General features: G+C 64.2%; 20 protein-coding genes. 11 read left to right on the top strand and 9 right to left on the bottom strand.

Going from position 1 to position 20,993, the window contains the following annotated elements:
- Positions 1-74: 74 nt before the first annotated feature.
- On the bottom strand, positions 75-1,055 hold the full coding sequence (locus DVO78_RS11380; RefSeq protein ID WP_120005020.1) for a 2-hydroxyacid dehydrogenase: 981 nt from the start codon (positions 1,053-1,055) through the stop codon (positions 75-77).
- Positions 1,056-1,205: 150 nt separating this feature from the next.
- Between DVO78_RS11380 and DVO78_RS11375 the strand changes: the two genes are divergently transcribed.
- The 4 genes from DVO78_RS11375 to DVO78_RS11360 are packed head-to-tail and all read left to right on the top strand — an operon-like array spanning position 1,206 to position 5,173.
- Positions 1,206-1,922 carry an NUDIX hydrolase gene (locus DVO78_RS11375; protein ID WP_120005019.1) on the top strand — a complete coding sequence of 239 codons (717 nt, stop codon included), beginning with the start codon at positions 1,206-1,208 and terminating at the stop codon, positions 1,920-1,922.
- Positions 1,903-3,177, top strand: a complete 1,275-nt coding sequence (nadA, locus tag DVO78_RS11370) for a quinolinate synthase NadA (protein WP_120005018.1) — start codon at positions 1,903-1,905, stop codon at positions 3,175-3,177. Before DVO78_RS11375 ends, nadA begins: the two co-directional genes overlap by 20 nt.
- Positions 3,174-4,040, top strand: a complete 867-nt coding sequence (gene nadC / locus DVO78_RS11365; RefSeq protein WP_120005017.1) for a carboxylating nicotinate-nucleotide diphosphorylase — start codon at positions 3,174-3,176, stop codon at positions 4,038-4,040. Before nadA ends, nadC begins: the two co-directional genes overlap by 4 nt.
- Positions 4,037-5,173, top strand: coding sequence for a cysteine desulfurase family protein (locus DVO78_RS11360; RefSeq protein WP_120005016.1), 1,137 nt, complete (start codon positions 4,037-4,039; stop codon positions 5,171-5,173). The genes nadC and DVO78_RS11360 overlap by 4 nt, the downstream gene beginning before the upstream one ends.
- Here DVO78_RS11360 and DVO78_RS11355 read toward each other — a convergent pair.
- From DVO78_RS11355 to DVO78_RS11345, 3 genes are all read right to left on the bottom strand, one after another.
- Positions 5,170-5,958 (bottom strand): anti-sigma factor, encoded by a 789-nt coding sequence (locus tag DVO78_RS11355; protein WP_120005015.1) that lies wholly within the window; start codon positions 5,956-5,958, stop codon positions 5,170-5,172. The genes DVO78_RS11360 and DVO78_RS11355 overlap by 4 nt on opposite strands.
- The gene (sigK, locus tag DVO78_RS11350) at positions 5,955-6,548 is read right to left on the bottom strand and encodes an ECF RNA polymerase sigma factor SigK (protein WP_238385266.1); all 594 of its coding nucleotides are present in this window, start codon (positions 6,546-6,548) and stop codon (positions 5,955-5,957) included. The genes DVO78_RS11355 and sigK overlap by 4 nt, the downstream gene beginning before the upstream one ends.
- A 101-nt stretch (positions 6,549-6,649) precedes the next feature.
- Complete coding sequence (locus DVO78_RS11345; protein WP_157984006.1) at positions 6,650-8,032, bottom strand: hypothetical protein; 1,383 nt, start codon at positions 8,030-8,032, stop codon at positions 6,650-6,652.
- A 165-nt stretch (positions 8,033-8,197) separates the two neighbouring features.
- Here DVO78_RS11345 and DVO78_RS11340 point away from each other — a divergent pair, with 165 nt between their 5' ends.
- From DVO78_RS11340 to DVO78_RS11325, 4 genes are all read left to right on the top strand, one after another.
- Positions 8,198-9,949 carry an ABC1 kinase family protein gene (locus DVO78_RS11340; RefSeq protein WP_157984005.1) on the top strand — a complete coding sequence of 584 codons (1,752 nt, stop codon included), beginning with the start codon at positions 8,198-8,200 and terminating at the stop codon, positions 9,947-9,949.
- A gap of 166 nt (positions 9,950-10,115) precedes the next feature.
- Positions 10,116-10,871 (top strand): glycosyltransferase family 2 protein, encoded by a 756-nt coding sequence (locus DVO78_RS11335; protein ID WP_120005012.1) that lies wholly within the window; start codon positions 10,116-10,118, stop codon positions 10,869-10,871.
- The gene (locus DVO78_RS11330; protein WP_202912175.1) at positions 10,868-11,824 is read left to right on the top strand and encodes an acyl-CoA dehydrogenase family protein; all 957 of its coding nucleotides are present in this window, start codon (positions 10,868-10,870) and stop codon (positions 11,822-11,824) included. The genes DVO78_RS11335 and DVO78_RS11330 overlap by 4 nt, the downstream gene beginning before the upstream one ends.
- Positions 11,821-13,260, top strand: a complete 1,440-nt coding sequence (locus DVO78_RS11325) for a bifunctional PIG-L family deacetylase/class I SAM-dependent methyltransferase (RefSeq protein ID WP_120005011.1) — start codon at positions 11,821-11,823, stop codon at positions 13,258-13,260. Before DVO78_RS11330 ends, DVO78_RS11325 begins: the two co-directional genes overlap by 4 nt.
- Before the next feature lie 83 nt (positions 13,261-13,343).
- On the opposite strand, the gene DVO78_RS11320 is transcribed toward DVO78_RS11325, so the two are convergent.
- The 5 genes from DVO78_RS11320 to DVO78_RS17570 form a co-directional block, all read right to left on the bottom strand.
- Positions 13,344-14,276: a cation diffusion facilitator family transporter gene (locus tag DVO78_RS11320; protein ID WP_120005010.1), complete on the bottom strand. Its 933-nt coding sequence runs from the start codon at positions 14,274-14,276 to the stop codon at positions 13,344-13,346.
- A gap of 257 nt (positions 14,277-14,533) precedes the next feature.
- Positions 14,534-15,319: an ABC transporter permease gene (locus tag DVO78_RS11315; protein ID WP_120005009.1), complete on the bottom strand. Its 786-nt coding sequence runs from the start codon at positions 15,317-15,319 to the stop codon at positions 14,534-14,536.
- Entirely contained in the window at positions 15,312-16,190 is an 879-nt protein-coding gene (locus tag DVO78_RS11310; protein WP_120005008.1) for an ABC transporter permease, read from the bottom strand. The genes DVO78_RS11315 and DVO78_RS11310 overlap by 8 nt, the downstream gene beginning before the upstream one ends.
- Positions 16,187-16,945 (bottom strand): ABC transporter ATP-binding protein, encoded by a 759-nt coding sequence (locus DVO78_RS11305; protein WP_120005007.1) that lies wholly within the window; start codon positions 16,943-16,945, stop codon positions 16,187-16,189. The genes DVO78_RS11310 and DVO78_RS11305 overlap by 4 nt, the downstream gene beginning before the upstream one ends.
- 363 nt (positions 16,946-17,308) lie before the next feature.
- Complete coding sequence (locus DVO78_RS17570) at positions 17,309-17,470, bottom strand: hypothetical protein (protein ID WP_157984003.1); 162 nt, start codon at positions 17,468-17,470, stop codon at positions 17,309-17,311.
- A gap of 9 nt (positions 17,471-17,479) precedes the next feature.
- On the opposite strand from DVO78_RS17570, the gene DVO78_RS11300 reads away from it, so the two are divergent.
- The 3 genes from DVO78_RS11300 to DVO78_RS11290 all read left to right on the top strand — a co-directional run bounded on the left by DVO78_RS11300 (position 17,480) and on the right by DVO78_RS11290 (position 20,980).
- Positions 17,480-18,478 (top strand): response regulator transcription factor, encoded by a 999-nt coding sequence (locus tag DVO78_RS11300; RefSeq protein WP_157984002.1) that lies wholly within the window; start codon positions 17,480-17,482, stop codon positions 18,476-18,478.
- 103 nt (positions 18,479-18,581) lie between these two features.
- A complete protein-coding gene (gene cmtR / locus DVO78_RS11295; RefSeq protein ID WP_120005005.1) occupies positions 18,582-18,971 on the top strand; it encodes a Cd(II)/Pb(II)-sensing metalloregulatory transcriptional regulator CmtR in 390 nt (129 codons plus the stop codon).
- A gap of 341 nt (positions 18,972-19,312) precedes the next feature.
- Positions 19,313-20,980, top strand: a complete 1,668-nt coding sequence (locus tag DVO78_RS11290) for a heavy metal translocating P-type ATPase (protein WP_238385295.1) — start codon at positions 19,313-19,315, stop codon at positions 20,978-20,980.
- The last annotated feature ends 13 nt before the right edge of the window (positions 20,981-20,993 follow it).

Here is a 20,993-nt window from a genome sequence, read left to right as displayed (position 1 = left end):
TCCCTGCGTCTGAGGAGCGCATTAGCCGGAGACCCCCGGACTCACCGGGCCGTCATTCGGTGAACCTGAACCCCTCAGCTAACCGGTGTCAGCGGCTCGTCCCCGCTGAGCACCGCGACTGCGTTGCGCAACGCCAGGGAAGCCATCGCGTTGCGGGTGGCATCGCCGGCTGAGCCGATATGGGGCAGCAGGACCGCGGACTCCATGGCCCGCAGCCTCGGGTTGATCTCCGGCTCGAACTCGTGGACGTCCAGCCCTGCTCCGGCCAGGTGACCGGAGTCCAGCGCATCGGCCAGCGCCTCCTCATCCACCAACGGCCCGCGCCCAGTGTTGATCAGGTAGCTGCCGGGCTTCATCGAACCCAGCGCCCCGGCGTCGATCAGGTGCGTGGTCTCCGGGGTCAGCGGGCAGTGCAGGCTCACAATATCGGCGGCCGGCAGCAGCTCATCAACGGAGGCTGCGGGCACCACGCCCAGTGCGCGGGCGTCGTCGTCATGGGCCCTACGGCCGGTGGCGATGATTCTCATGCCGAAGGCGTGAGCACGCTTGGCCACGGCCATGCCGATCCGTCCCAGTCCGATGATGCCCAGGGTGGCGCCTGCCGAAACATCCAGGCCCACCCAGTCCTTGGGTCCCCAGATCCATGGCTCACCGGTGCGGATGAACCGGTCGCCTTCGACCACCCGGCGTGTGGTGGCCAGAATCAGCGCCAAGGTGAGATCAGCCACCGCCTCGTCGAGCACTCCGGGGGTGTTGGTGACGGTCACATTGCGCTGCGCGGCGGCGTCGAGATCGATGTTGTCGTAGCCCACGGCCACGTTGGCCACCACTTTCAGCTGCTCGCCGGCAGCGTCGAGCAGCTCAGCGTCGATCCGGTCGGTCACCAGGCTGATGATCGCCTCGGCCCCGCGGACGGCCTCCAGCATCTCCTCACGAGTGGGCGGGGAGCCAGGATCGGGGTGGATGCGCAGCGGGATGTTCAACTCCTCGGCGAGCTGCGGGCGGAACTGCTCAACGACGTCGCCCAGCGGGCGGGTGAGAAACACATGACCCATAGGCCATAGGGTACATGGGCACTGACCGCGGCAGGGGCCGGCAGCTGCTGCACACGACCCTTCAGGTTGACTTGACCACAAGTAGCGAGAGATAGTGTCACCACAACCAGAAGCCCCCGGCCGGGGCTTGCTCGCCCCAAGGACGGTGACATGGCAGAAACTCAGGCTCAGCACATGGTGCTGGCCGTCTCCACGGTTGTCTTCTCCCTGCGGCCCCATCCGGACACCGGCGAACTGACGCTCTGGCTTCCCCTGGTGCGCCGCATCCGCAGGCCCTTCAAAGGTCACTGGGCGCTGCCCGGAGGCCCGCTGGAGAACTCCCAGGACCTCGCAGCGGCGGCCAAAGACGCCGTGCGCCTCAGCACCGGTCTGCAGCCGCGGCACTTGGAGCAGCTCTATGCCTTCGGCGATGTGGACCGTTCCCCGCACGCCCCAGAGCGTGTGATCTCCATCGTCTACTGGGCGCTGGTCCGCCAGGATGAGGACGCCCAGGCCGTAGATGCTGAGAACGTGGACTGGTACCCGGTGGAGGAGATACCGGGCCCGCTGGCCTTCGACCATGATCTGATCGTCCGCTATGCCGTTGACCGGCTGCGCGCGAAAGTCACCTACTCCCCCATCGCTCATGCCTTCCTTCCCGGGGAATTTTCCTTAGCTGAGCTGCGCCGGGTCTACGAGGCAGTGCTGAACCGGGCACTGGACCCCTCGAACTTCCGCCGCCAGATCCTCTCCCAGGGGACTGTGGAGGACACCGGCCGCAGGGCCACCGGCACCGCCCACCGGCCCCCCAGGATGTACCGCTCCGCACCCCAGTCCAGCCGCTACGCACTCACCATTGAGGAGAACAATGACCCTGTCCGTGCATGAACGCATCGAGCTTTCCCCGGCCAGCAGCTGCAACCCCAAGCTCGCCGCCCCACCATGGGAGTTCGACCGCTCTCCCGGCTACGGCCCCGGCTCCTCCGAGGCCGATACCGTGCCCGAAGCCGTCACCCGTCCCGGTCAGCTGCCGCAGGCCTACCGGGAAGCATCTGAGGATGAGCTGCATCAGCGCATCCGCGCGGCCAAGGACATCCTCGGAGAGCGGCTGGTGATCCTGGGGCACTTCTATCAGCGTGACGAGGTCGTCCAGCACGCAGATTTCCTCGGCGATTCGTATCAGCTGGCCAAGGCGGCGCTCTCCAAGCCCGCAGCCGAGCACATCGTGTTCTGCGGGGTGCATTTCATGGCAGAGACCGCCGATATTCTCTCCCGCAGTGACCAGAACGTGATCCTCCCCAATCTCGCGGCCGGCTGTTCGATGGCCGATATGGCCGATGAAGACTCCGTGGAATCCGCCTGGGAGGAGATCTGCGAGGTCTACGGCGTCGACCCGGAGAATGCGGCCCCCGGGACCGACGGCAAACTGCCCATTCTGCCGGTGACCTACATGAACTCCTCGGCCGCGCTGAAGGCCTTCTGCGGCCGTCATGGCGGCATTGTCTGCACCTCATCCAATGCGAAGACAGTCCTGGAATGGGCGTTCGAGAGAGCGCACCGGGTGCTGTTCTTCCCCGACCAGCATCTTGGCCGCAACACCGCCAAGGCCATGGGCGTTCCGCTCGAGCAGATGCCGATGTGGAATCCGCGCAGACCCCTGGGCGGCAGCACCGAGCATGACCTGGTCAAAGCCAAGGTACTGCTCTGGCACGGGTTCTGCTCGGTGCACAGGCGTTTCACCGCAGGGCAGATCGAGAAGGCCCGCGCCGAGTATCCCGGCTGCAAGGTCATCGTGCATCCGGAGAGCCCGATGCCGGTGGTCGACGCCGCCGACGCCGCCGGCTCCACCGACGCGATCAGAAAGTACGTGGCAGCCAGCTCACCGGGAGAGGTGATCGCCATCGGCACCGAGATCAACCTGGTCAACAGGCTCGCCGCAGAGTACCCGGACCGGACCATCTTCTGCCTGGACCCGGTGATCTGCCCCTGCTCGACGATGTACCGGATCCACCCCGGCTACCTCGCCTGGGTGCTTGAGGAGCTGGTCGAGGGCCGGACTCCGAATCAGATCACCGTCAGCTCAGATATTGCAGAGCCGGCCCGGATCGCGCTGGACCGGATGCTGGCGGCGGTTCCCTCATGAGCCTCATCCCGCTGCCGGCTTCGGCGGCTGAGAAGGTCATCCGCCTTGCTGTGGCCGAGGATGCTCCCTTCGGGGATCTGACCACAGAGTCGTTCGTCCCCGAGGACGCCCGGGCTGAGGCTGTGCTGAGTGCCCGGGAGCCGGGTGTTCTCTCCGGTGGCCCGGTCTTCGCCAAGGCAATGCAGGCGCTGGATGCCGGCGTCGTCGTGGACCTGTGCCTTCGGGAGGGAACACGGTTCGAACCCGGTGCAGAGTTGGCACGTGTCACCGGACCGGCCCGGCCGATCCTCACCTGCGAACGCATCGCGCTCAACCTGGTCCAGCGGATGTCCGGTGTCGCCACCCTGACCTCTCAGTATGTGGCCGCGGTCCACGGCTCAGGTGCTCGGATTGCCGATACCCGGAAGACCACCCCCGGGCTGCGGGCCCTGGAGCGCTACGCGGTGCGCTGCGGAGGCGGCCACAACCACCGCTTCGGGCTCTCCGATGCCGTACTGGTCAAGGACAACCATCTCACCGCCGTGTCCGCTGCCGACATCGGGTTGGCTGAGGCTATCAGGGCGGCCAGGGAGCAGCTGCCGCACACGGTGCACCTCGAGGTGGAGGTGGACCGGCTGGACCAGATCCCGGCCGTGCTCGACGGCGGAGCAGACACCATCATGCTGGACAACTTCACGCTGGAGGATATGCGCCGCGGCGTGGAGCTGATCGCCGGGCAGGCGGTGGTCGAAGCCTCCGGAGGGGTCTCGCTGAAGACCATAGGGGCGATTGCCGACACCGGGGTCGATGTCATCAGCGTGGGCGCGTTGACCCACAGTGCGCCGGCGTTGGACCTGGGGCTGGATTTCCAGGTGGCGCGGTGATCTATCTGGACGAGGCAGCCGCTGCGGCACCCAAGCCCGAGGTGCTGGAGGCCATGTGGCCGTATCTGACCACAGGCTTCGCCAATCCGGCCAGCCGGCACGATCCGGGGCTGGCGGCCGAGGATGCCCTGGAGCGGGCCAGGCGGCGGGTGGCAGAGCATCTGGGGGCCCGTCCGGCGGAGATCATCTTCACCTCCGGGGGCACAGAGTCGGACAATGCCGCGGTGAAGGGGATCGCGCTGGCGGCCCCTCGCGGCAGGCATGTTCTGGTCTCTGCCGCGGAGCACCCTGCAGTCCTTGAGTCCGCTCAGTGGTTGCGCCGATTCGGCTTCGAGGTCGAGCAGATCCCGGTGGACGCAGAGGGTGTTGTGGCCGCAGAGGCGCTGGACCAGGCTCTGCGTCCGGACACCACGCTGGTCAGCATCCAGACCGCCAACGGTGAGGTCGGCACTGTACAGGACATTCCAGCACTCAGCGCCGTGACGTCCCGGCACGGCGTCCCGTTCCACACTGATGCGGTGCAGGCCGGCGGGGCTGTTCATTTCGGTGTCTCTGGGCGTCTGGACGTCGGTGAGCTGGGCGTCCAGGCGCTCAGCCTGGCTGGCCATAAGCTGGGCACCCCCAAGGGAGTCGGAGTGCTGTATCTGCGCCGGCGCACGCCCTTCGAGCCGCTGGTCCACGGCGGCGGGCAGCAGCGCGGGCACCGCTCAGGCACAGAGAACGTCGCTGGGGCGGTGGGGATGGCCGTGGCTCTCGACGTAGCCGCCGGTTATGAGGTGCCGGCGTGGCGTCGTCGTCGCGATGAGTTCATCGCCGGAATCGAGCAAGCTGTTCCCGGTGCCCACCTAACCGGGCGGCGGGATCCGCGCCTGCCGGGTCACACCTCATTCGTCTTCGAGGGCAGAAGCGGGGAGTCTCTCCTGCTGGATCTCCAGCAGCAGGGGGTGGTCTGCTCCGCCGGGTCGGCCTGCGCTGCAGGGAATAACGAGCCCAGTCCGGTGCTGCTGGCCATGGGGTACTCGGCTGACCAGGCACAGACGGCGGTGCGCTTCACCTTCGGCCCGGAGACTCCGCGGGACCACCTGCAGCGCACCGTTGAGATCCTCAGCGAAGCAGTGCCGGCAGTGCCCTAGCTCTGCGGCGCCAGGACCACCATGGGGTCCGAGGTGGGCTGCTCGGATCCGCCGAGCGGCTCGGCGGTGACCGCCAGGGCCGCATCCTCTGGGAAGTCTTCGACGTGGGCGGTCAGACGGCCGGCTTCCCAGGCCAGGACGCCCGCCGGGATCGCGTGGTCGCCCTCGAGCACCCAGAGCTGGTAGTCCTGGTCATGCAGTTCGGTCATACCTTCGGCGGCGAACAGTGCGGTGCCCTCCCCCAGCACCGCGACTGCCCGTGAACCGTCCGGGAGCTCCTCTGCGACCATCTGGGCAGCAGGATCGGTGAGCGCCTGGGCAATCTGATCAGCCTGCTGCTGGGCCAGGCCGGCCTCATGCTGGGCCTGCTGCGCCTGCTGTTCGGCCTGATCGGCTCTGTCAGCCTGGTCCACCGCGATCGCGGTGGGGATCGCGACGGCGATGACCGCCGCGGCGGCTGCTGCCAATGTCTGCCAGCGGCGTCGACGGCGCACAGCAGCCAGCTGGTCACGCTCTGAAGTCTCAGCAGTGGGGCGGTTGGCCCGCGTGGTGCGTGGGGAGAAGGTGTCGATCTGGGCCAGGACTGCCTCCCGCAGGTCTTCCGGAGGTTGCTGGGCGTCGGCCTCAGCGATCCTGGCGACGGTCTCGCGCAGCTGCCGGGCCTCAGCGGCGAGCTCGGGGTCAGCGGCGATGGCCCGCTCCACCCTGGCGCGTTCTACATCATCGACAGCATCGAGCGCCCATGCGCCCAGCAGCTCACGAAGAGCATCTTCTCTGCCGTTCATCGCTGCACCTCCAGACACTGCCGCAGTCGTTTCAACCCATCTCGGATACGAGATTTCACCGTCGGCAGGGCCGCACCATCCCGTTCGGCGACTTCTCGGTAGGTCAAACCCTCGTAGTAGGCGCTGTGCACCGCGGTGCGCTGGAGGGGGCTCAGCGCACCCATGCATTCCATGACCCGCTGGCGCTCCAGGTTATGTTCGGCCTCTTCGGCGACGGAGTCCCGTGGCGGGCTGTAGTCCTGTACTCCGGCCCGTGCGTCGCGTTCACGCTGGGAGTGCACCGACCGCACGCGGTCAACGGCCCTGCGGTGGGCGATGGTGGCCACCCATGCGGTGACCGATCCACCCACCGGGTCAAAGCGCGATGCCGCCCGCCAGACTTCGACCAGCACCTCTTGAGTCACCTCAGAGGCATGGTCCGGGTCCCGCAGCACCCTGATGGCGGTGCCGTACACCAGTGGGGCGATGTCATCGTAGAGCTCGCCGAAAGCCTCCGTGTCACCGGATCCGACCCGATTCATCAGCTCGGCCAGCCGGGCTGTCCGCGCAGCGCGGTCCTCGGCCACACGTGAAGGATCGGATGTGGTCACTGTGTGATTCTACCGTGTCCGACAAGGCCCTGAGCTGCCGGAACGGCTGGTGGCGGGCCGCCTGTGGGCCAGCCCGCCACCTGATCCTGCGTCGGGACTGATCAGTTCTCGGAGTTCTGTACCAGTGCCTCGTTCAGCGAATCGATGGCCCCGCCCAGGGTGGAGACGTGCATTCCCAGGCCCTCAGTGATGTCATCGGCCGGCAGCTCCCCGCCGGAGATCTCCTCGAAGAACTCACCGGCTTCGTACCGGTACTGGTCCAGGTCCATGAGGGCACCCTCGGCTGCGGCCTCATCGCCTTCGGCAACGGCTCCTGCATAGTCGACGAAGTAGCCGATGTGATCACGCCACAGCTCCAGGAACGGGTCCCGGTGCTCGTCTCCGGCGAGTTCACCGATGGCGTCGGCCAGTTCGACGGCGTTGTCATCGACCACTTCGGCCGCTGCGGCGAACGCATCAGACTCAGTGCCGTCCTCATCGGTGTAGGCCACGAAGACCGCGATTCCGGCGACGTAGACGTGCTCGTTGAGATTAGCAGTCAGGGCGCTGCGCAGTTCTGAGGCGTCATCGTTGGGATCACCCTCCAGGCCGGCGGCGTTGACGAATCCCTCGGACATGGCCCCTGAACCTTCGACCACGTGGTCGGCGGCCATCTTGAGGTTGGTGAAGGCGTCAGCCTCACCGGCGGCCAGGGAGTCCACCGCTGCGGCGAGGGTGTCCACGTGGCCGTTGAAGGACTCGGTCACCGTGGCGGCGTCGAGCTCTCCGTCGGTCTGCCGCTCGAAGAACATCCCGACACCGTCGGTGTATTCACGCAGATCAGCGACGGCCTGGTCCATTCCTTCCTGATCGCCTTCCTCTGCGGCGATGGCGTAGTCGACGAAGTAGCCGATGTGCTCCCGCCAGTTGTTGAGGAAGGACTCCCGGGCCTCCTCGCCGAGAAGCTCACCGACTGCATCGGCCAGATCCACCGAGTTGGCGTCGACCGTTTCAGCGGCCAACTCGAACTCCTCGGAGTCGGCACCGGCATGGTAGGCGGTGGCCACGGCGATGGCAGCGAGGTAGACGTGCTCCTGGAACAGAGCGGTGACCTCACTGCGCAGCTCTGCGGCCTCGGACTCCGGCTCTCCGGAGAGGTCCAGGGCGTTGGTGAATCCGGTCGCGAAGGTGCCACCGGTATGAGGCATATGCTCTGCCGCTGTCCGTGCGTCGGCGAACGGGTCGCCGGTGCTTTCGGGCATCACCGCGCTGAGGTCGCTGGACTCGGCGTCGTCATCCTCCATCTCGTCGTCGTCGTACTCATCGTCGTCGTCGGTGCCGGCATCATGGTCGTGCTCGTCCTCCAGCATGGACTCTGAGTCTTCCTGCATGGTCTCGGAGTCCATTGGCTCCTCGGCCTCGGAATCAGTATCGCCGCAGGCGGCAAGCGTCAGAGCCAGCGTGAGTCCAGTGGCTGCTCCCATAGTTACGCGTGAGGGTTTCATCGGTCGCTCTCCTTCTTGCTGTGACTTACACGGTCACTCAAGGTTCGGAGCAGAGGGGGAGGCGGATGGGTACGACTTTTCAGACAGTGTGGTCGATCACCGTCGTAGGATGGGGCTGGAGGGTTCGGCAAGCTGTCCAGCGGAGTGAAAGGTGAGACGGTCTCCATGCATAACGCGAGCGCGCTGCTCACACTCACCGAACACCGCGAACGCTTCCGCGAAGTGATGAGAGTCCTCACCAGATACGGTTTCGCAGACGCCGTCAGCAAGGACCTGGTGAAATCCGTGGAGCCGCTTCTTCGGGGTCGATTGGCATTGCCTGATTCCGCCGTGCTGGAGATGTCTCTCGGAGAGCTCCTTCGGGGAGCGATGACTGAGCTGGGAACGGCCTGGATCAAACTGGGACAGACGCTCAGCCTGCGCCCCGATGTGGTGGGGCCGGCCATCGCTGCCGAGCTGAGCCAGCTGGACTCCTCAGTCACCGCCGATGCGCCCGCGGTGGTGATCAAAACAGTTGAGGAGGAACTCGGGGCTGCGGTCAGCGACCTCTTTGCCAGCTTCTCCCCCGAACCTCTGGCTTCTGCCTCAGTGGCGCAGGTTCACAGCGCCGAGCTTTTCGACGGCACCGAGGTCGTGGTCAAGGTGGTCCACCACGGCGCCGATATGCGGGCAAGAGAGGACCTGGAGATCATGACTGCTCTGGCCCACCTGTGGCAGCAGAATGACCCCGGGGCTCAGCAGTACCGTCCGGTCCAGATCGCCCAAGAGTTCTCCACGATGCTCAGAGACGCTGTGGACATGCGTGTAGAGATGGCGAACCTGCGGACTTTCCGGGAGAAATTATCTCATCACGAGGATCTCTACGTGCCCGAACCGTATGAAGAACTGTGCGGCGGACGCGTGCTGACCATGACCAAAGTAGAAGGCTCGCCCCTTCGCAGTGCGAAGGCCCTCGCGGGAAGCGGCTGGGAGGTGGAGGAGCTGACGAACAAGGTCGTATCCGTCTACTTTGAGATGATCTTCGAGCACGGAGCCTTCCACGCGGACCCCCAGCCTGCGAATCTCATGGTGCTGCCGGGTCAGAGGCTGGCGCTTCTTGACTTTGGTGACATTGGCCGTTTCGTCCCGGCTCGGCGAGAGCAGATGGAGCGAATAGTGCTGGCGCTGGGCTTTCGCGATGCCGAGGCATTTGCCAGTGCCTTGATCGACATCGCCAACCCGCCACCCTCAACGGATATCGCTCAGCTGCGCGCCGACCTCGGCGGCTGGTTCGACCGCCATATTTCTGTCGGGGTCGGGCAGATCGATATCCCCGCTCTGGTGGGCCAGGCGATGGATCTTCTCCATCATTATGGGCTGGTGCTCCCGGGGGACTTCATGCTGCTGATCCGCGTGTTGCTTCAGCTGCAGGGGCTGAGCAACGCAGTGGGAGTGGATCTCAACATCGAAGAGCTGATGAGGCCCTATATCCGACGTATCATGATGTCCTATCTGGATCCCCGCCGCATCGCCCGGGAAGTGGCTTCCAACAGTCTCAGATGGCGGCGGCTGGTGAAGACTCTCCCGGACGACCTGGCGGAGCTCATCAAAGGTGTCCGGCAGGGCACAGTGACGGTGAACTTCAGCGTCCACGACCCTGACCGGCTCACAGACAACATAGTGGACGGGCTCATCAGCGCCGCTGCTCTGATGTCTTCGGCGCAGCTGATATCACGGGACACCCCGCCGAAGATCGCCGGGGTCTCAGTGCCCGGTGTGCTGGTGGCGGGGATAGGAACAGCCACCTGGATCCGGGCCGCCAGCCGGCGTCGCGAAGGTTTTTCACTGGTGTCCTCTGCACGGAATCTGGCCAAGATCAGCGGCAGAGCCTCGAAGAAGCGCCGGGAGGCTCTGGGGAAACCCTCCGCTGGTGAGTGAGTCTGCTCCTGGATCCAAGCCAGCGCACCGAGCGTCGATAGCGAGCGCTGGACCATCAACAGCGTCGATAGCGTTCTGATCAGCAGGTTTGAGTCGCTTAGCGAGTGTATGATCGGTTCCACTCCGTAGCGAGAGTGTCCAAGAGAGGCAGGTCAGGACAAGTTCAATGCACAGCGAGCATGTTCGGGTTTTGATTCCGGCCCGCAATGAGGAGCACCTCTTGCCTTCCGCGCTGCACGCAGTGCGCAGCGCTCTGCGATTCGCTCGAGATCTGCTTGCTCTTCCCATGGCCCCAGACAGTCTGGGCTGCGGGGTGGAGATCGGCTCGTGGCAGCCACGGAACCTCGAAGCACACATCACGGTCATCGCTGACCTGTGCACCGACCGCACAGCGGCCATTGCCGCAGAGCTGGCGGATGAGGTGCTCGTCACTCGGTCCGGCTCAGCCGGAGCCGCTCGTGCCGCAGGGCTGCTGCGCTACCGGGAGGAAAGCCTCGAGGCCGGCGATGACAATGTTCTGCTGATGTGCACCGATGCCGATTCTGTGGTTCCCGCTGAGTGGGTAGTCGAACACCTGAGACACCGTTGGGCTGGAGCGGACGCTATTGCCGGCAGGGTGAAGGTCCAGGACTGGTCATTGCGGGCGCCGGCGCTGCGGCGCCGGTATGAACAGAACTATGCCGAAAGTCGTGGACATGTCCATGGCGCGAATCTGGGAGTCTCGGCGGCTGCGTACCGGGCTGTGGGCGGTTTCGCGCCACTGGAGGTCGGAGAGGACCAGGACATGGTGGACAGGCTTCACTGCGCAGGCTTCCAGGTGGATGAATGCCTCAGCCTGCCGGTGGTGACCTCCGCTCGCGCCCAGTCCCGGGTGGCTGCCGGATTCGCGCACTATCTCAACACCACTGAGGCTGCGCTGTGAGCCGGGCGATCGACGTCGCACGGACCTTGATCGCCCAGGGACAGGCTGAGCTCCCGCTGCCGGGAAAGGGCGATACTGGCCGGCGGTGGCGTGAGCTGATAGAGCTGGGGCGTAAAGACCTCACGGCTGCCCGCCTGGTGGAGGCCCACGCCGATGCTTCTGCTATCTGCGCAGACCTTGAGGTGGAGGACTGCCCCGATCGCGCATCGTTGTGGGGAGTATGGGCTGCCGAGCCGCCCACTCCGGTGCTGGAAGCGGTGCAGCACGGCGGCGTATGGAAGCTGCGTGGCACCAAGCTGTGGTGTTCGGCAGCAGGGTTCGCCACCCATGCTCTGGTCACCGCTCAACACTCAGGACGTTCGCGGTTGTTCTCAGTGGACTTGCGGCAGGCCGGAGTCACCGCTGGAGAGAAGACTTGGGCCTCCAGCGGCATGGCGGAGACCGAGACGGCTCCCATGCACTTCGACGGTGTCTCAGCTGTGCCTGCCGGTGACCCGGACAGTTATCTGGACCGTCCGGGATTCTGGCACGGCGGACTCGGAGTGGCCTGCTGCTGGTGGGGCGGGGCGCAAGGTCTGATCGACATGTTCTGTGAGAAAGCCCGGCGTCGGGACGATCCGCACACTCTGGCGCATCTGGGTGCCTGTCTGGCATGGGACGAGACCATCACCAACGCCCTGACATCAGCAGCCCAGGAAATCGATGCCAATCCCGGGAACCTCCCAGCGGCCAGGCGCCGAGCCCTCAGTCTCAGGTCCGTGGTGGAACGTGGCTGCGCTGATGTCATCAGGCGCTTCGGCAAGGCGCTGGGAGCCTCACCCCTGGCTGAGGACCATGACGCCGCCCGTCTCGTCCAGGACCTACAGGTCTATATCCGGCAGAGCCATGCAGAGGCAGACGATGCCCAATTGGCACGCTACGTATTGGCCACAGAAGACGGGCGAAGACGATGATCAGCGGTCACCGCACCGGAAATCGGGATCTTTTCGCCGAAGTCCCCCTGGATCAACCAGGAACCCCCACACGGGCTTGGACAAGAGCAGCGCATCCGCTGCCGCGGCTGGACCTCGGGAATATAGAGCATGTGCTCCTGGTGGTCGCTCACCCGGATGATGAATGCCTGGGCCCGGGCGGCTTGGTCCATGCGCTGACCACGCGAGGCAGCTCAGTCACGGTGGTGATCGTCAGCGGAGGCGAGCAGTCCCACGCCCATGACCCGGCCGTGGTCCCCCTGGAGCTCTCCGCGCTGCGGCAGGCTGAGTCCGTGGCTGCCGCCCGCATCCTGGGCACCGAAGCGCCTATCTTCCTTGGGTTCCCCGACGGAGGTGTGGAATCCCATACCGGTGCCATCGTCGGCGAGCTGGAACATGTTCTTCACCGTGTCAGAGCCGATCACAGCGGGGCTCTCCCCACTGTGGTGACGCACTGGCGCGGTGACGGGCACCCGGACCACGAAGCGGTAGGACGCTGTGCAGCAGAGGCAGCACAGTCAGTGGTTGGCGAAGGTGAGTCCCTGACCTTTCTGGAGTTTCCCCTGTGGGCACTGCACTGGGACTCCCCTGACAGCGGGCAGTTCCCCATCTCCGCTGCCGCTGTAGGGCCCGACGACGCTCTCAGACTTCAGCGGAAGCGGCAGGCGGCCCACTGCTTCACCTCTCAGGTTGCCCGCTGGCCAGACGAAGCGAACGGACCGGTCATGCCAGAGCACGTCATCGAACGCCTGCTGAAGGCTCCAGAGCTCCTTCTCTCCACCTCGCTGAGCGCTGCGTCGCACTCCCCGTGCCCCGTCGATGGTCTTGACCATTTGCAGAGGCTCTACGCGGAAGCTCAAGACCCTTGGGATCTGGAGACCTCAGAATACGAGAAGGCCAAACGGCGGGCTACCCTGCAGGCGCTGCCGAGAGATCGGTACAGACTCTGCTTCGAAGCCGGCAGCTCCATCGGTGTACTGACTGCTGATCTGGCCCAGCGCGCTGATCGGGTCATTGGCTGGGAACCGGTTGAGCGCGCCGCTGCCACAGCGCGCGCAAGGATCCTCGACCTTGAAACCGCCGGGACGGTACGGCCTGGGACCGTGAGCATCGAAGACCGTGCTCTCTCAGCGCTCAATAATGACCTTGGGCCCCTCGGCGCAGATCTCATCGTGCTCTCCGAGGTCCTCTACTTCATTCCCCACCATGAATTGGCTCCCATCGTCAGCGGCCTGTGCGCCAGAGCCGCACCAGAGGCACATCTGGTGGCTGTGCATTGGACACATTCTGTGGCGGGGTGGCCTGCTGGTGGTGCCGGGACGCACGAAGTCCTGGCTGGTGAACCCAGTCTGCGGGCCCTTCACCGCGACGAGACGTCGGAGGACTATCTTCTTGAGGTGTTCCAGGTCGAGCGATGATGCTCACGGCGTTCATCGGACCGTTCTTCTGCGCTACCTGAGAATACGATTCAAAAAAAACGGAACAATAGATGAGGTGATCACTACACATCACTGAGCTCCTCATCTGGCGTTTCGACCTCAACCTGAATACGGTGAACCGACGGCACCGCTATGGTGACAGTGCGTTTGATGGTGTCGATGAGCTCTTCAATCGTATCGGTGTCCAGCCCGTCCTCCAGATGCACCTCCAGGATGACCAGCAGCTTGTCTGACCCGAGGTACATCGTTCGCAGATCGAGGACGCTGCGCACATTCGTGACGCTTTCTGCGACGTCGATGATTCTCTTCGAGGTGGTCTGCCCCGCGCCTCTGCCGACGATCAAACCGCGAACATCGAGAATCAGGAGTATCGCGGCGAACATCATCGTCATCCCGATGGCTAATCCGCCTGCGCCGTCCAGGCGGCTGTCTCCTGTGAGCGCGAAGAGCAGAAGCGCAATAATGCCAATGCCGGTGGCCGTTGTACCGATAGAATCCAACAAAAAGGTAGCTTTCGTCTCGATCAGACTCGAGCGGCGCAGGCGTCTGAGCCAGCCTTCTGTGCCGCCACCCTGACGAAGCCGCCTGAAACTCAAGCTCAACGCATACGCATTCGTGCAAAAGCCGAAAGCCAGCACGAGAAACGCTAACCAGACGTTATCGACCGGCTCCGGCCGAGTAAATTGCTGATAGCCGAAATAGACTGATGCCAGGCCGGTACCACCGAACATGATAATGCCCGCGATCATCGCCCAAAAGAACACTTCGCGGCCGTAGCCGAATTGAAACTGGGGATCCGGCCGCCGCTTGGACCTTTTGACCCCGACGAAGAGCACTATCCCCGTCATCATGTCGCTCAACCCCTGCAGTGCTTGCGAAAGCATGACCGTGCTGCCGGTGACAATCGCCACCAACGCATTGAACGACACATCAAATACGCTCACCACTGTTGAGGTCAGGACAACTCGCGTATCCGACAGTCTCTTCTTCGCCATAGATGGATCACTATTGTAGTCAGGACCGTGGCCTCAACACCCACACAGCCTGACAAGTGGAACGAGCAAGTGAGCCGGATCTGCGCTAGCGGGTCAGCACAGACCTGCCACTCATCGCCTACCGATCAGAGGCGTTCCAGCTGCGCACCTTTTTGACCTGAAAGGCTGCGGCCATTTTCCGGATCCTCTGGCCGGGCTGAGGATGTGCCCTAGCGATCGAGGACGTCTCAGACACTTTCTCGGCTCTGCGAGCTGGACTAGTCTGCGAAACTGATACTCCCATCCCTTCGGCCAGCCTCTCCGAACAGGGTGAAGGCCGCTGCAGCACCCAGCGCCCACAGAAGCCCAGTGCCCACTAGGAGCACAGCTGCGGTCCCTAGATCCCAGCCCAGGTAGCTGGCCTGCAGTCCACGGATGATCTCCAAACCATGGGTCAGCGGGATCAGCTGACCAACCATCTGGATCCAGTGTGGCCAGATTGGCGCAGGGACGGTGACCCCGCACAGCAGCATCACCAGGATATGGGCGATGTTCGAGGTGACGTTCCTCCACCGCGGCGCCCGGAGCACCACCGCAGCAAGAGCCAATGCCATGGCATACATCGACACAACGGTGACCAGCAGAACCGGCACCGCGAGAAGAGCCAGACCAGGTTCCCAGAAGATCCCGAGAATCGGGCCCAGTGCGAACAACGCCACGCACGACGTCGCCACACCACTTGGTATCCACTGCAGGGAGCGGCCGAAGAACACTGGCCACAGCGGGCCCGGTGCCGCGATCAGCAGCGGCAGAGTTCCCGCCCCGCGTTCCCAGGTGGTGGAGGCCAGAGACATGAAGACTTCCACCACGGCGACCATGACGGCCTGTCCGACGAACAAATAGACCAGGGCGTCGGGGTCCTCCAGGAGAACTCCGATGACGGCGAAGAAGATGACCTGAGCCAGGATCCTGCCCAACCACCCGAAGGTCCAGGTCATGGGCGTATAGATGACCTTGAGATCGGCCCGGGCGACTCGCGCGGCTGCCAGTACCGTGCTAAGCATGAGTCAGCCTCCCCGTCGTTCGCACTCTTTTCAGGGTTCGATCCAGAAGGAAGAGGCTGAGACCGAGTCCGATCAGCCCCAACAGGGTGATGGTGCCCAGCCGGAGCAGGAGGTCATCTACCGCTACAGGGGCCATGGAATCGCGGAGCAAATCCGAGGACCAGGAGAGGAAGACCAGACGCGAAGGCACTTCGACCCACACCGGCAGCATGGAGACCGGAACCAGCACCCCACCCAGGACGAAGAACGGGTAGCTCAGGGAGTTCTGAAAGATCCTCGCCGAACGTGCCAGCACGAAGAGGCTGGACATCACACCTGCCCAGCAGGTCATGGCCAGGACTGTCACCAGCACCGCCGCGCTGAAATGCCATGGTTGGGCAATGGGCACAGGTTCGCCGATGAGCAGGCTCCCCGTCACCCATGCCTCGGCGAATCCTGCCAGTGAGAGCGTGGTGACTGCCGCGATCCGACCGAAGAGGACCAACCCGAATGGTGCCGGGGCCGCAATGAGCCCTTCGAGGGATCCGTTCTCCCGCTCGCTGGAGATCAGCTCACCGGCACTCATCAGCGAAGTGGACCACATGGCCATCATAGCCGGGGCCAGCACAGCATAGCTGACCAGCTCCAGCCTCCCGGCGTGCAGGAAGATGGTCACGAAGACGATGGTCAGCAGCGGAGTGGTGATCAGCGGCATCATCCAGTCCGCATTTCCGCGCATCTGTCGCAGCTGCAGGCAGAAACTGGCGACGACGACGAACAGCAGTGCTCTGATTCGCTCGCCCGCACCGGGAATCGGGCTCTTCGGTTCGGCAACCGGTGATTCTGGGTCCAGAGGCCGATCACTTGCGGGTTCTGGTGCCCTAGCACTCATAGGTCCATGCCCCGTGCTGTGCCGTCTTCGACCCGCCCAAGCAGGTCGAAGTAGAGGGGCTCCAGGGTTCCGGCTTCTGGAGGACTGTCCACATGCCTCAGGATGGTGCCCTGGTCGATCATGGTCACCGTCTCAGCCAGTGCTTCGGCCTCAGCCAGGTCATGAGTGGTCAGCAGCACAGTGCGCCCTTCATCCCTGAGCCCTGTGATGAGATGGCGGAACTCCCGGGCGGAGATGGGGTCCATTCCCACAGTCGGCTCGTCAAGGATGAGCAGTTCAGGGTCAGACACCAGCCCTCGGGCCAGGTGGAGCCGTTGCTTCATCCCACGGCTGAATGTTTCAACACGGTCAGCTCGGCGCGGGGCAAGACCTAGCCGCTCCAGAAGCTCTGACGTACGGACCTTGGTCTCTCGACGTTTCAAGCCGTGCATACTGCACCAAAACTGCAGATTCTCCTGGGCGGTGAGCCGGTCGTAGAGTCCTCTGTCTCCGCCGAAGACTATGCCGATCAGACGGCGCACTGCCCGTGCCTCGGTGACGACGTCGTGCCCCAGTATGTGAGCCGTACCTGAAGTCGGCAGCAGGACGGTCGAGGCGATTCGGCACAGGGTGGTCTTGCCTGCCCCGTTAGGGCCCAGAAGCGCGTGCACTCTGCCTTCAGGCAGCGTGAGGTTTACCGAGTCGAGGGCTACCCGGGTGCCAGAACCTCTCGTGGCGAAGGCCCTGGTGAGCGAATTAGCGTGGAGCGCGTTCATAATCTGTCAGTCTGACCTGATCCGCGCACCAGATGCCTAGTCATAATGACGTAGATGCCTCCGGTAGGCTGAACTCACATGATGGAGTGTCGGCAACTGTTGGAGCAGAGCAATACTGCCTGGTTATCGGGTGACAGACACCGAACCTGGGTGGCGCTGAAACGCGCCGCTGAACTCGCTGAGAGTGACGCTAGTCTGAAGGCGGAAGTGGAAGCCTGGCGGTCTGTGGCACTGGTACGTGCCGAGCTGCAGTCCGAGGCGGCAGAGGCGGCAGAGCGATGTCTGTCGCTAGCGAAGGAGCTTACCGAAGACTCGGTGGAGTTCAGACGCGCCGTCGCACACGCCCGGGTCAGTCTAGCCACCTCACAGGCGCTGCTGGACAGGGCTCCAGAGAACACCGCGGCGTGCCTCGCGGTCCTTGAGCAGCTGGTGGAGGACCGGGACCCAGAATTGGAAGAGGTCCGTTCCCGAGCCGTGTCGAATATCCTCGTTGTTCATATCAAGGCTCTGAGCGGCCGTCTTCATGAAAGCCCCGTGGAGGTTGAAGCCTGGTCCAGGGTCTCCTGGGCGCGGACCGTGGCGCAGAAGTTCTCATATCAGGGGACACTGGTGCGCCAAGCCATTGATCTCGCGTTTCTTACTGGCCAGTGGGAGCGTGGCTGGGATTATGCCCGGCTTTCTGAGAATGCTGAGCTGCCGCGGGATGAACAGGTCGGTGTCTGGTCCAAGGCGGCGCTGCTGGCCTGGGAGCGAGGCTGGGACGGCTACGCCCGGTGGTTCGGACGCAAGGCGCTCAGGGCAACGACTGCGGTAAGCATCCCCTGGGTGCGGCTCTACGGATATCTCGGCGGGGTGATAGCCGCCGCGGCAGGAGCGGGAGCAGTTCGTTCGGCACTGGATTCCTACGTGCGCTGTGTCACCACAGAAGAACATGCCACCCGTTCTCATCGCGCTCTGCAAGCAGGGCTCATTGGCCTGGAAGCCGGATGCGGTCCGGACGAAGTGCGGCATTTCATCAGCCGCGCTCTGCCAGATCACGGCGAAGACCTCAACCATCACGCACAGCGTCATTATGGGTATCCCCTAATCGTCGAAGCAACGCTCCGCGAGGCAGAGGGAAGAGCGCAAGATCGCCGAATACTCGACGCATCACCCAGCGGTGTTTACCAGGTCAACAGAGCTCGCCAGCATCTGCTCGTGGCACGCGTGCACCTCAAGGAAGAGAGAAAGCTATCAGCCCTGACTGAACTGCAACAGGCACGTCACCTTCTCAAAGCCTGGCCGGGGCGTGTCCTGAACACCGTTGAGCATGAAACGATCAGTAGTGTCGGTCCGCTGATGGTCACCCCATCTCAGCGAAAAGTTCTGGATCTTCTGGTCGAGGGATGGGGAAATCGGCGTATCGCAGAACATCTCGGTTTGAGCGAACGAACCATCGCCGTCCACGTTGGCACCATGCTCAAACGTTCGAAAGCTACTTCACGAACCGAACTTGTCGCCCAGGAAATGGTCCGCCGTCTCGCTCGCCAATGAGTCATTGGGACAATCCTGGGCAAAGGGCTTCACCTCTCAGCCTGGTCGATCAAGCCGAGCAGACCCGCAACGGATAGGTCAGCATTCAGTGTATAGTCACTGTATGCTGACTATATCTTCTCGGGTGGAGGCAATGAACCGGCTGGGTAGAGCGATGGCCGATCCGACGCGGTCGCGGATTCTGCTGGCCCTACTTGCCGAGCCGGGATATCCGGCACAGCTGGCACGTGATCTGGACTTATCGCGAACGAATGTGTCGAATCATCTCGCCTGCCTGCGTGGCTGTGGAATTGTGGTCGCCGCTCCGGAGGGCCGCAAGACTCGGTATGAGATCGCGGATCCGCATCTGAGGCATGCGCTTGGAACGCTGGTTGATGTGGTCCTCGCGGTCGATGACGGGGTACCGTGCATGCAGGCAGACTGTGATGTGCCCATGTGCTGCGATCCCGGTGCGCAGGGGGCCACGGTCACCGAGACTCAGGGAGCGCGGTGAGCCGTGAACGCTCCGCGCCCGGCCCTCCGCTGGAGGTGATCGCCCCGGCCCCGGCAACCGATGACTGCTGCGGCACCTCCTCCTCCGGCAATCGAGCCCACCGAGGTGCTGGAGGCCATGATCAGCCAGTGCCGTGGTGGTGCGACCGGGTCCTGACCCTGCCGGTGGCCTCTGGTGTGTGGTGGATAACGGGCCTGAGTCTGGAATGGGCCGGGCAAGAAACCCTCGCGGTGACCGCGCATGTGCTGGGGCTCTCGGCTGGCGCCTGGACCTTCGCCCCCAGCGCGCTGCGCCGGCTCCTCAGCGGACGCGGACGAGCCCGGCTGGGTGTCGGTCTGTTGATGACGATCGCCGCCACCGGAGCGGTGCTGCTGGGGCATGTGGGTGAAGCCGCGGCGTTGGCGTTTTTGTTCTCCCTTGCCGAGACTCTCGAGGACCGGGCGATGAACCGCGCCGAACAGGGTCTGCGGGCGCTGCTCTCGCTGATTCCTGAGACCGCCCGGGTCTCACGCGCTTCCGGTGAGCACGTGATCCAGGCCGCACAGGTCCACAAACTCGACCTCCTGATCGCCGGTGCCGGTGAGCGCATCGCGACCGACGGGGTGGTCGTGACGGGCCGCTCCTGGGTGGATTCCTCGGTGATCACCGGAGAATCGATCCCCATCGAGGTCGGTCCCGGGGACCAGGTGCTGGCCGGATCAGTGAACGGCTCAGGAACCCTGACGTTCGAGGCCACCGCCGATGGGCGGGACAACTCATTGACCACGATCGTGCACCTGGTCGAGCAAGCTCATGCCGCCAAGGGTGAACGGGCTCGGCTGGCTGACCGGATCGCCCGCCCCCTGGTGCCGGCAGTACTGATCGCCGCAGCGCTGATCGCGGTCTTCGGGTTCGTCATCGGCGATCCAGACACGTGGGTCGAACGCGCCCTGGTGGTGCTGGTGGCGGTCTCGCCATGTGCACTGGCGATCGCAGTGCCCGTCACAGTGGTCTCCGCGATCGGCTCGGCCAGTAAGTTCGGGGTGATCATCAAATCCGGTGCGGCGTTCGAACAGCTCGGCACTATCGACACCGTGGCATTTGACAAGACAGGAACGCTGACGCGCAACCGGCCCCGGGTCGTCGCCACCCACGCTGCTCTCGGCCGCACCGAAGGCGAGGTGCTCAAGCTCGCGGCAGCGCTGGAGGCAACGAGCAGCCACCCCCTCGCCACAGCCATCCTGGCCGCCGCCTCCGAGTGTCCCGATGCAGACGACGTGCAAGAGCATCCCGGCCATGGTCTGACCGGAACCGTTGAAGGACAGCACATCCGGGTGGGCAGTCCTCGCTGGATCGACCCTCAGTCCCTCAGCGATCAGGTCGAGGCAATGGCCGCCGAAGGCATGAGCAGCATCGTCGTGGAGATCGAGGCTCAGGTGGCGGGGGTGATCGGCATCCGGGACGAGCTACGTCCCGAAGCAGCCGAAGCCATCGCCTCATTGCATGCTCAGGGTATAACTACGGTGATGCTGACTGGCGATAACACCTTGACCGCCCGAGCGATCGCTGCCAAGGCCGGGATCAAGACGGTCTACGCCGAACAGTTGCCCTCCGACAAAGCCAACTACGTGCGCCAAGCCGTGGAACAGGGGCCGACCGCCATGATCGGCGATGGCATCAACGACGCTCCTGCCCTGGCCTCATCCACCGTCGGCATCGCTATGGGGGCTACCGGGTCTGCCGCCGCGGTGGAATCCGCCGATGTTGCTTTCACCGGTCACGACCTGCGCCTGATCCCCGATGCCCTGGCCCACGCCCGCCGCGGGCGGGCGATCATGACAGCTAACATCGCCCTGGCCCTGGCGATCATCGCAGTTCTCTTCCCTTTGGCCCTGTTCGGCGTACTGGGCTTGGCCGCGGTGGTGCTGGTCCATGAAGTCACGGAGGTCGTCGTCATCGGCAATGGCCTGCGTGCCTCCCGTGTCGGACGCCGCCCCATCCCGGTCCATGCCAGGCACGTCGGAAGGTAAAGGTCAAGACTCT

The organism is Nesterenkonia muleiensis (assembly GCF_003600155.1).
GTDB classification, from domain to species: Bacteria; Actinomycetota; Actinomycetes; order Actinomycetales; family Micrococcaceae; genus Nesterenkonia; species Nesterenkonia muleiensis.
The sequence above is the reverse complement of the archived record's forward strand: the minus strand, read 5'-3'. Positions and strand labels throughout refer to the sequence as shown.

What these genes read in the sequence shown, in the direction of transcription:
- nadC (WP_120005017.1), top strand. Translation starts at nt 3,174, where the DNA reads ATGAGCCTCATCCCGCTGCCGGCTTCGGCGGCTGAGAAGGTCATCCGC.
- DVO78_RS11355 (WP_120005015.1), bottom strand. Translation starts at nt 5,958, where the DNA reads ATGAACGGCAGAGAAGATGCTCTTCGTGAGCTGCTGGGCGCATGGGCG.
- DVO78_RS11325 (WP_120005011.1), top strand. Translation starts at nt 11,821, where the DNA reads ATGATCAGCGGTCACCGCACCGGAAATCGGGATCTTTTCGCCGAAGTC.
- DVO78_RS11375 (WP_120005019.1), top strand. Translation starts at nt 1,206, where the DNA reads ATGGCAGAAACTCAGGCTCAGCACATGGTGCTGGCCGTCTCCACGGTT.
- DVO78_RS11305 (WP_120005007.1), bottom strand. Translation starts at nt 16,945, where the DNA reads ATGAACGCGCTCCACGCTAATTCGCTCACCAGGGCCTTCGCCACGAGA.
- DVO78_RS11345 (WP_157984006.1), bottom strand. Translation starts at nt 8,032, where the DNA reads ATGAAACCCTCACGCGTAACTATGGGAGCAGCCACTGGACTCACGCTG.
- DVO78_RS11335 (WP_120005012.1), top strand. Translation starts at nt 10,116, where the DNA reads ATGCACAGCGAGCATGTTCGGGTTTTGATTCCGGCCCGCAATGAGGAG.
- cmtR (WP_120005005.1), top strand. Translation starts at nt 18,582, where the DNA reads ATGCTGACTATATCTTCTCGGGTGGAGGCAATGAACCGGCTGGGTAGA.
- DVO78_RS11310 (WP_120005008.1), bottom strand. Translation starts at nt 16,190, where the DNA reads ATGAGTGCTAGGGCACCAGAACCCGCAAGTGATCGGCCTCTGGACCCA.
- DVO78_RS17570 (WP_157984003.1), bottom strand. Translation starts at nt 17,470, where the DNA reads ATGAAGACGGCCGCTCAGAGCCTTGATATGAACAACGAGGATATTCGA.
- DVO78_RS11290 (WP_238385295.1), top strand. Translation starts at nt 19,313, where the DNA reads ATGACGATCGCCGCCACCGGAGCGGTGCTGCTGGGGCATGTGGGTGAA.
- DVO78_RS11340 (WP_157984005.1), top strand. Translation starts at nt 8,198, where the DNA reads ATGCATAACGCGAGCGCGCTGCTCACACTCACCGAACACCGCGAACGC.
- DVO78_RS11315 (WP_120005009.1), bottom strand. Translation starts at nt 15,319, where the DNA reads ATGCTTAGCACGGTACTGGCAGCCGCGCGAGTCGCCCGGGCCGATCTC.
- nadA (WP_120005018.1), top strand. Translation starts at nt 1,903, where the DNA reads ATGACCCTGTCCGTGCATGAACGCATCGAGCTTTCCCCGGCCAGCAGC.
- DVO78_RS11320 (WP_120005010.1), bottom strand. Translation starts at nt 14,276, where the DNA reads ATGGCGAAGAAGAGACTGTCGGATACGCGAGTTGTCCTGACCTCAACA.
- DVO78_RS11380 (WP_120005020.1), bottom strand. Translation starts at nt 1,055, where the DNA reads ATGGGTCATGTGTTTCTCACCCGCCCGCTGGGCGACGTCGTTGAGCAG.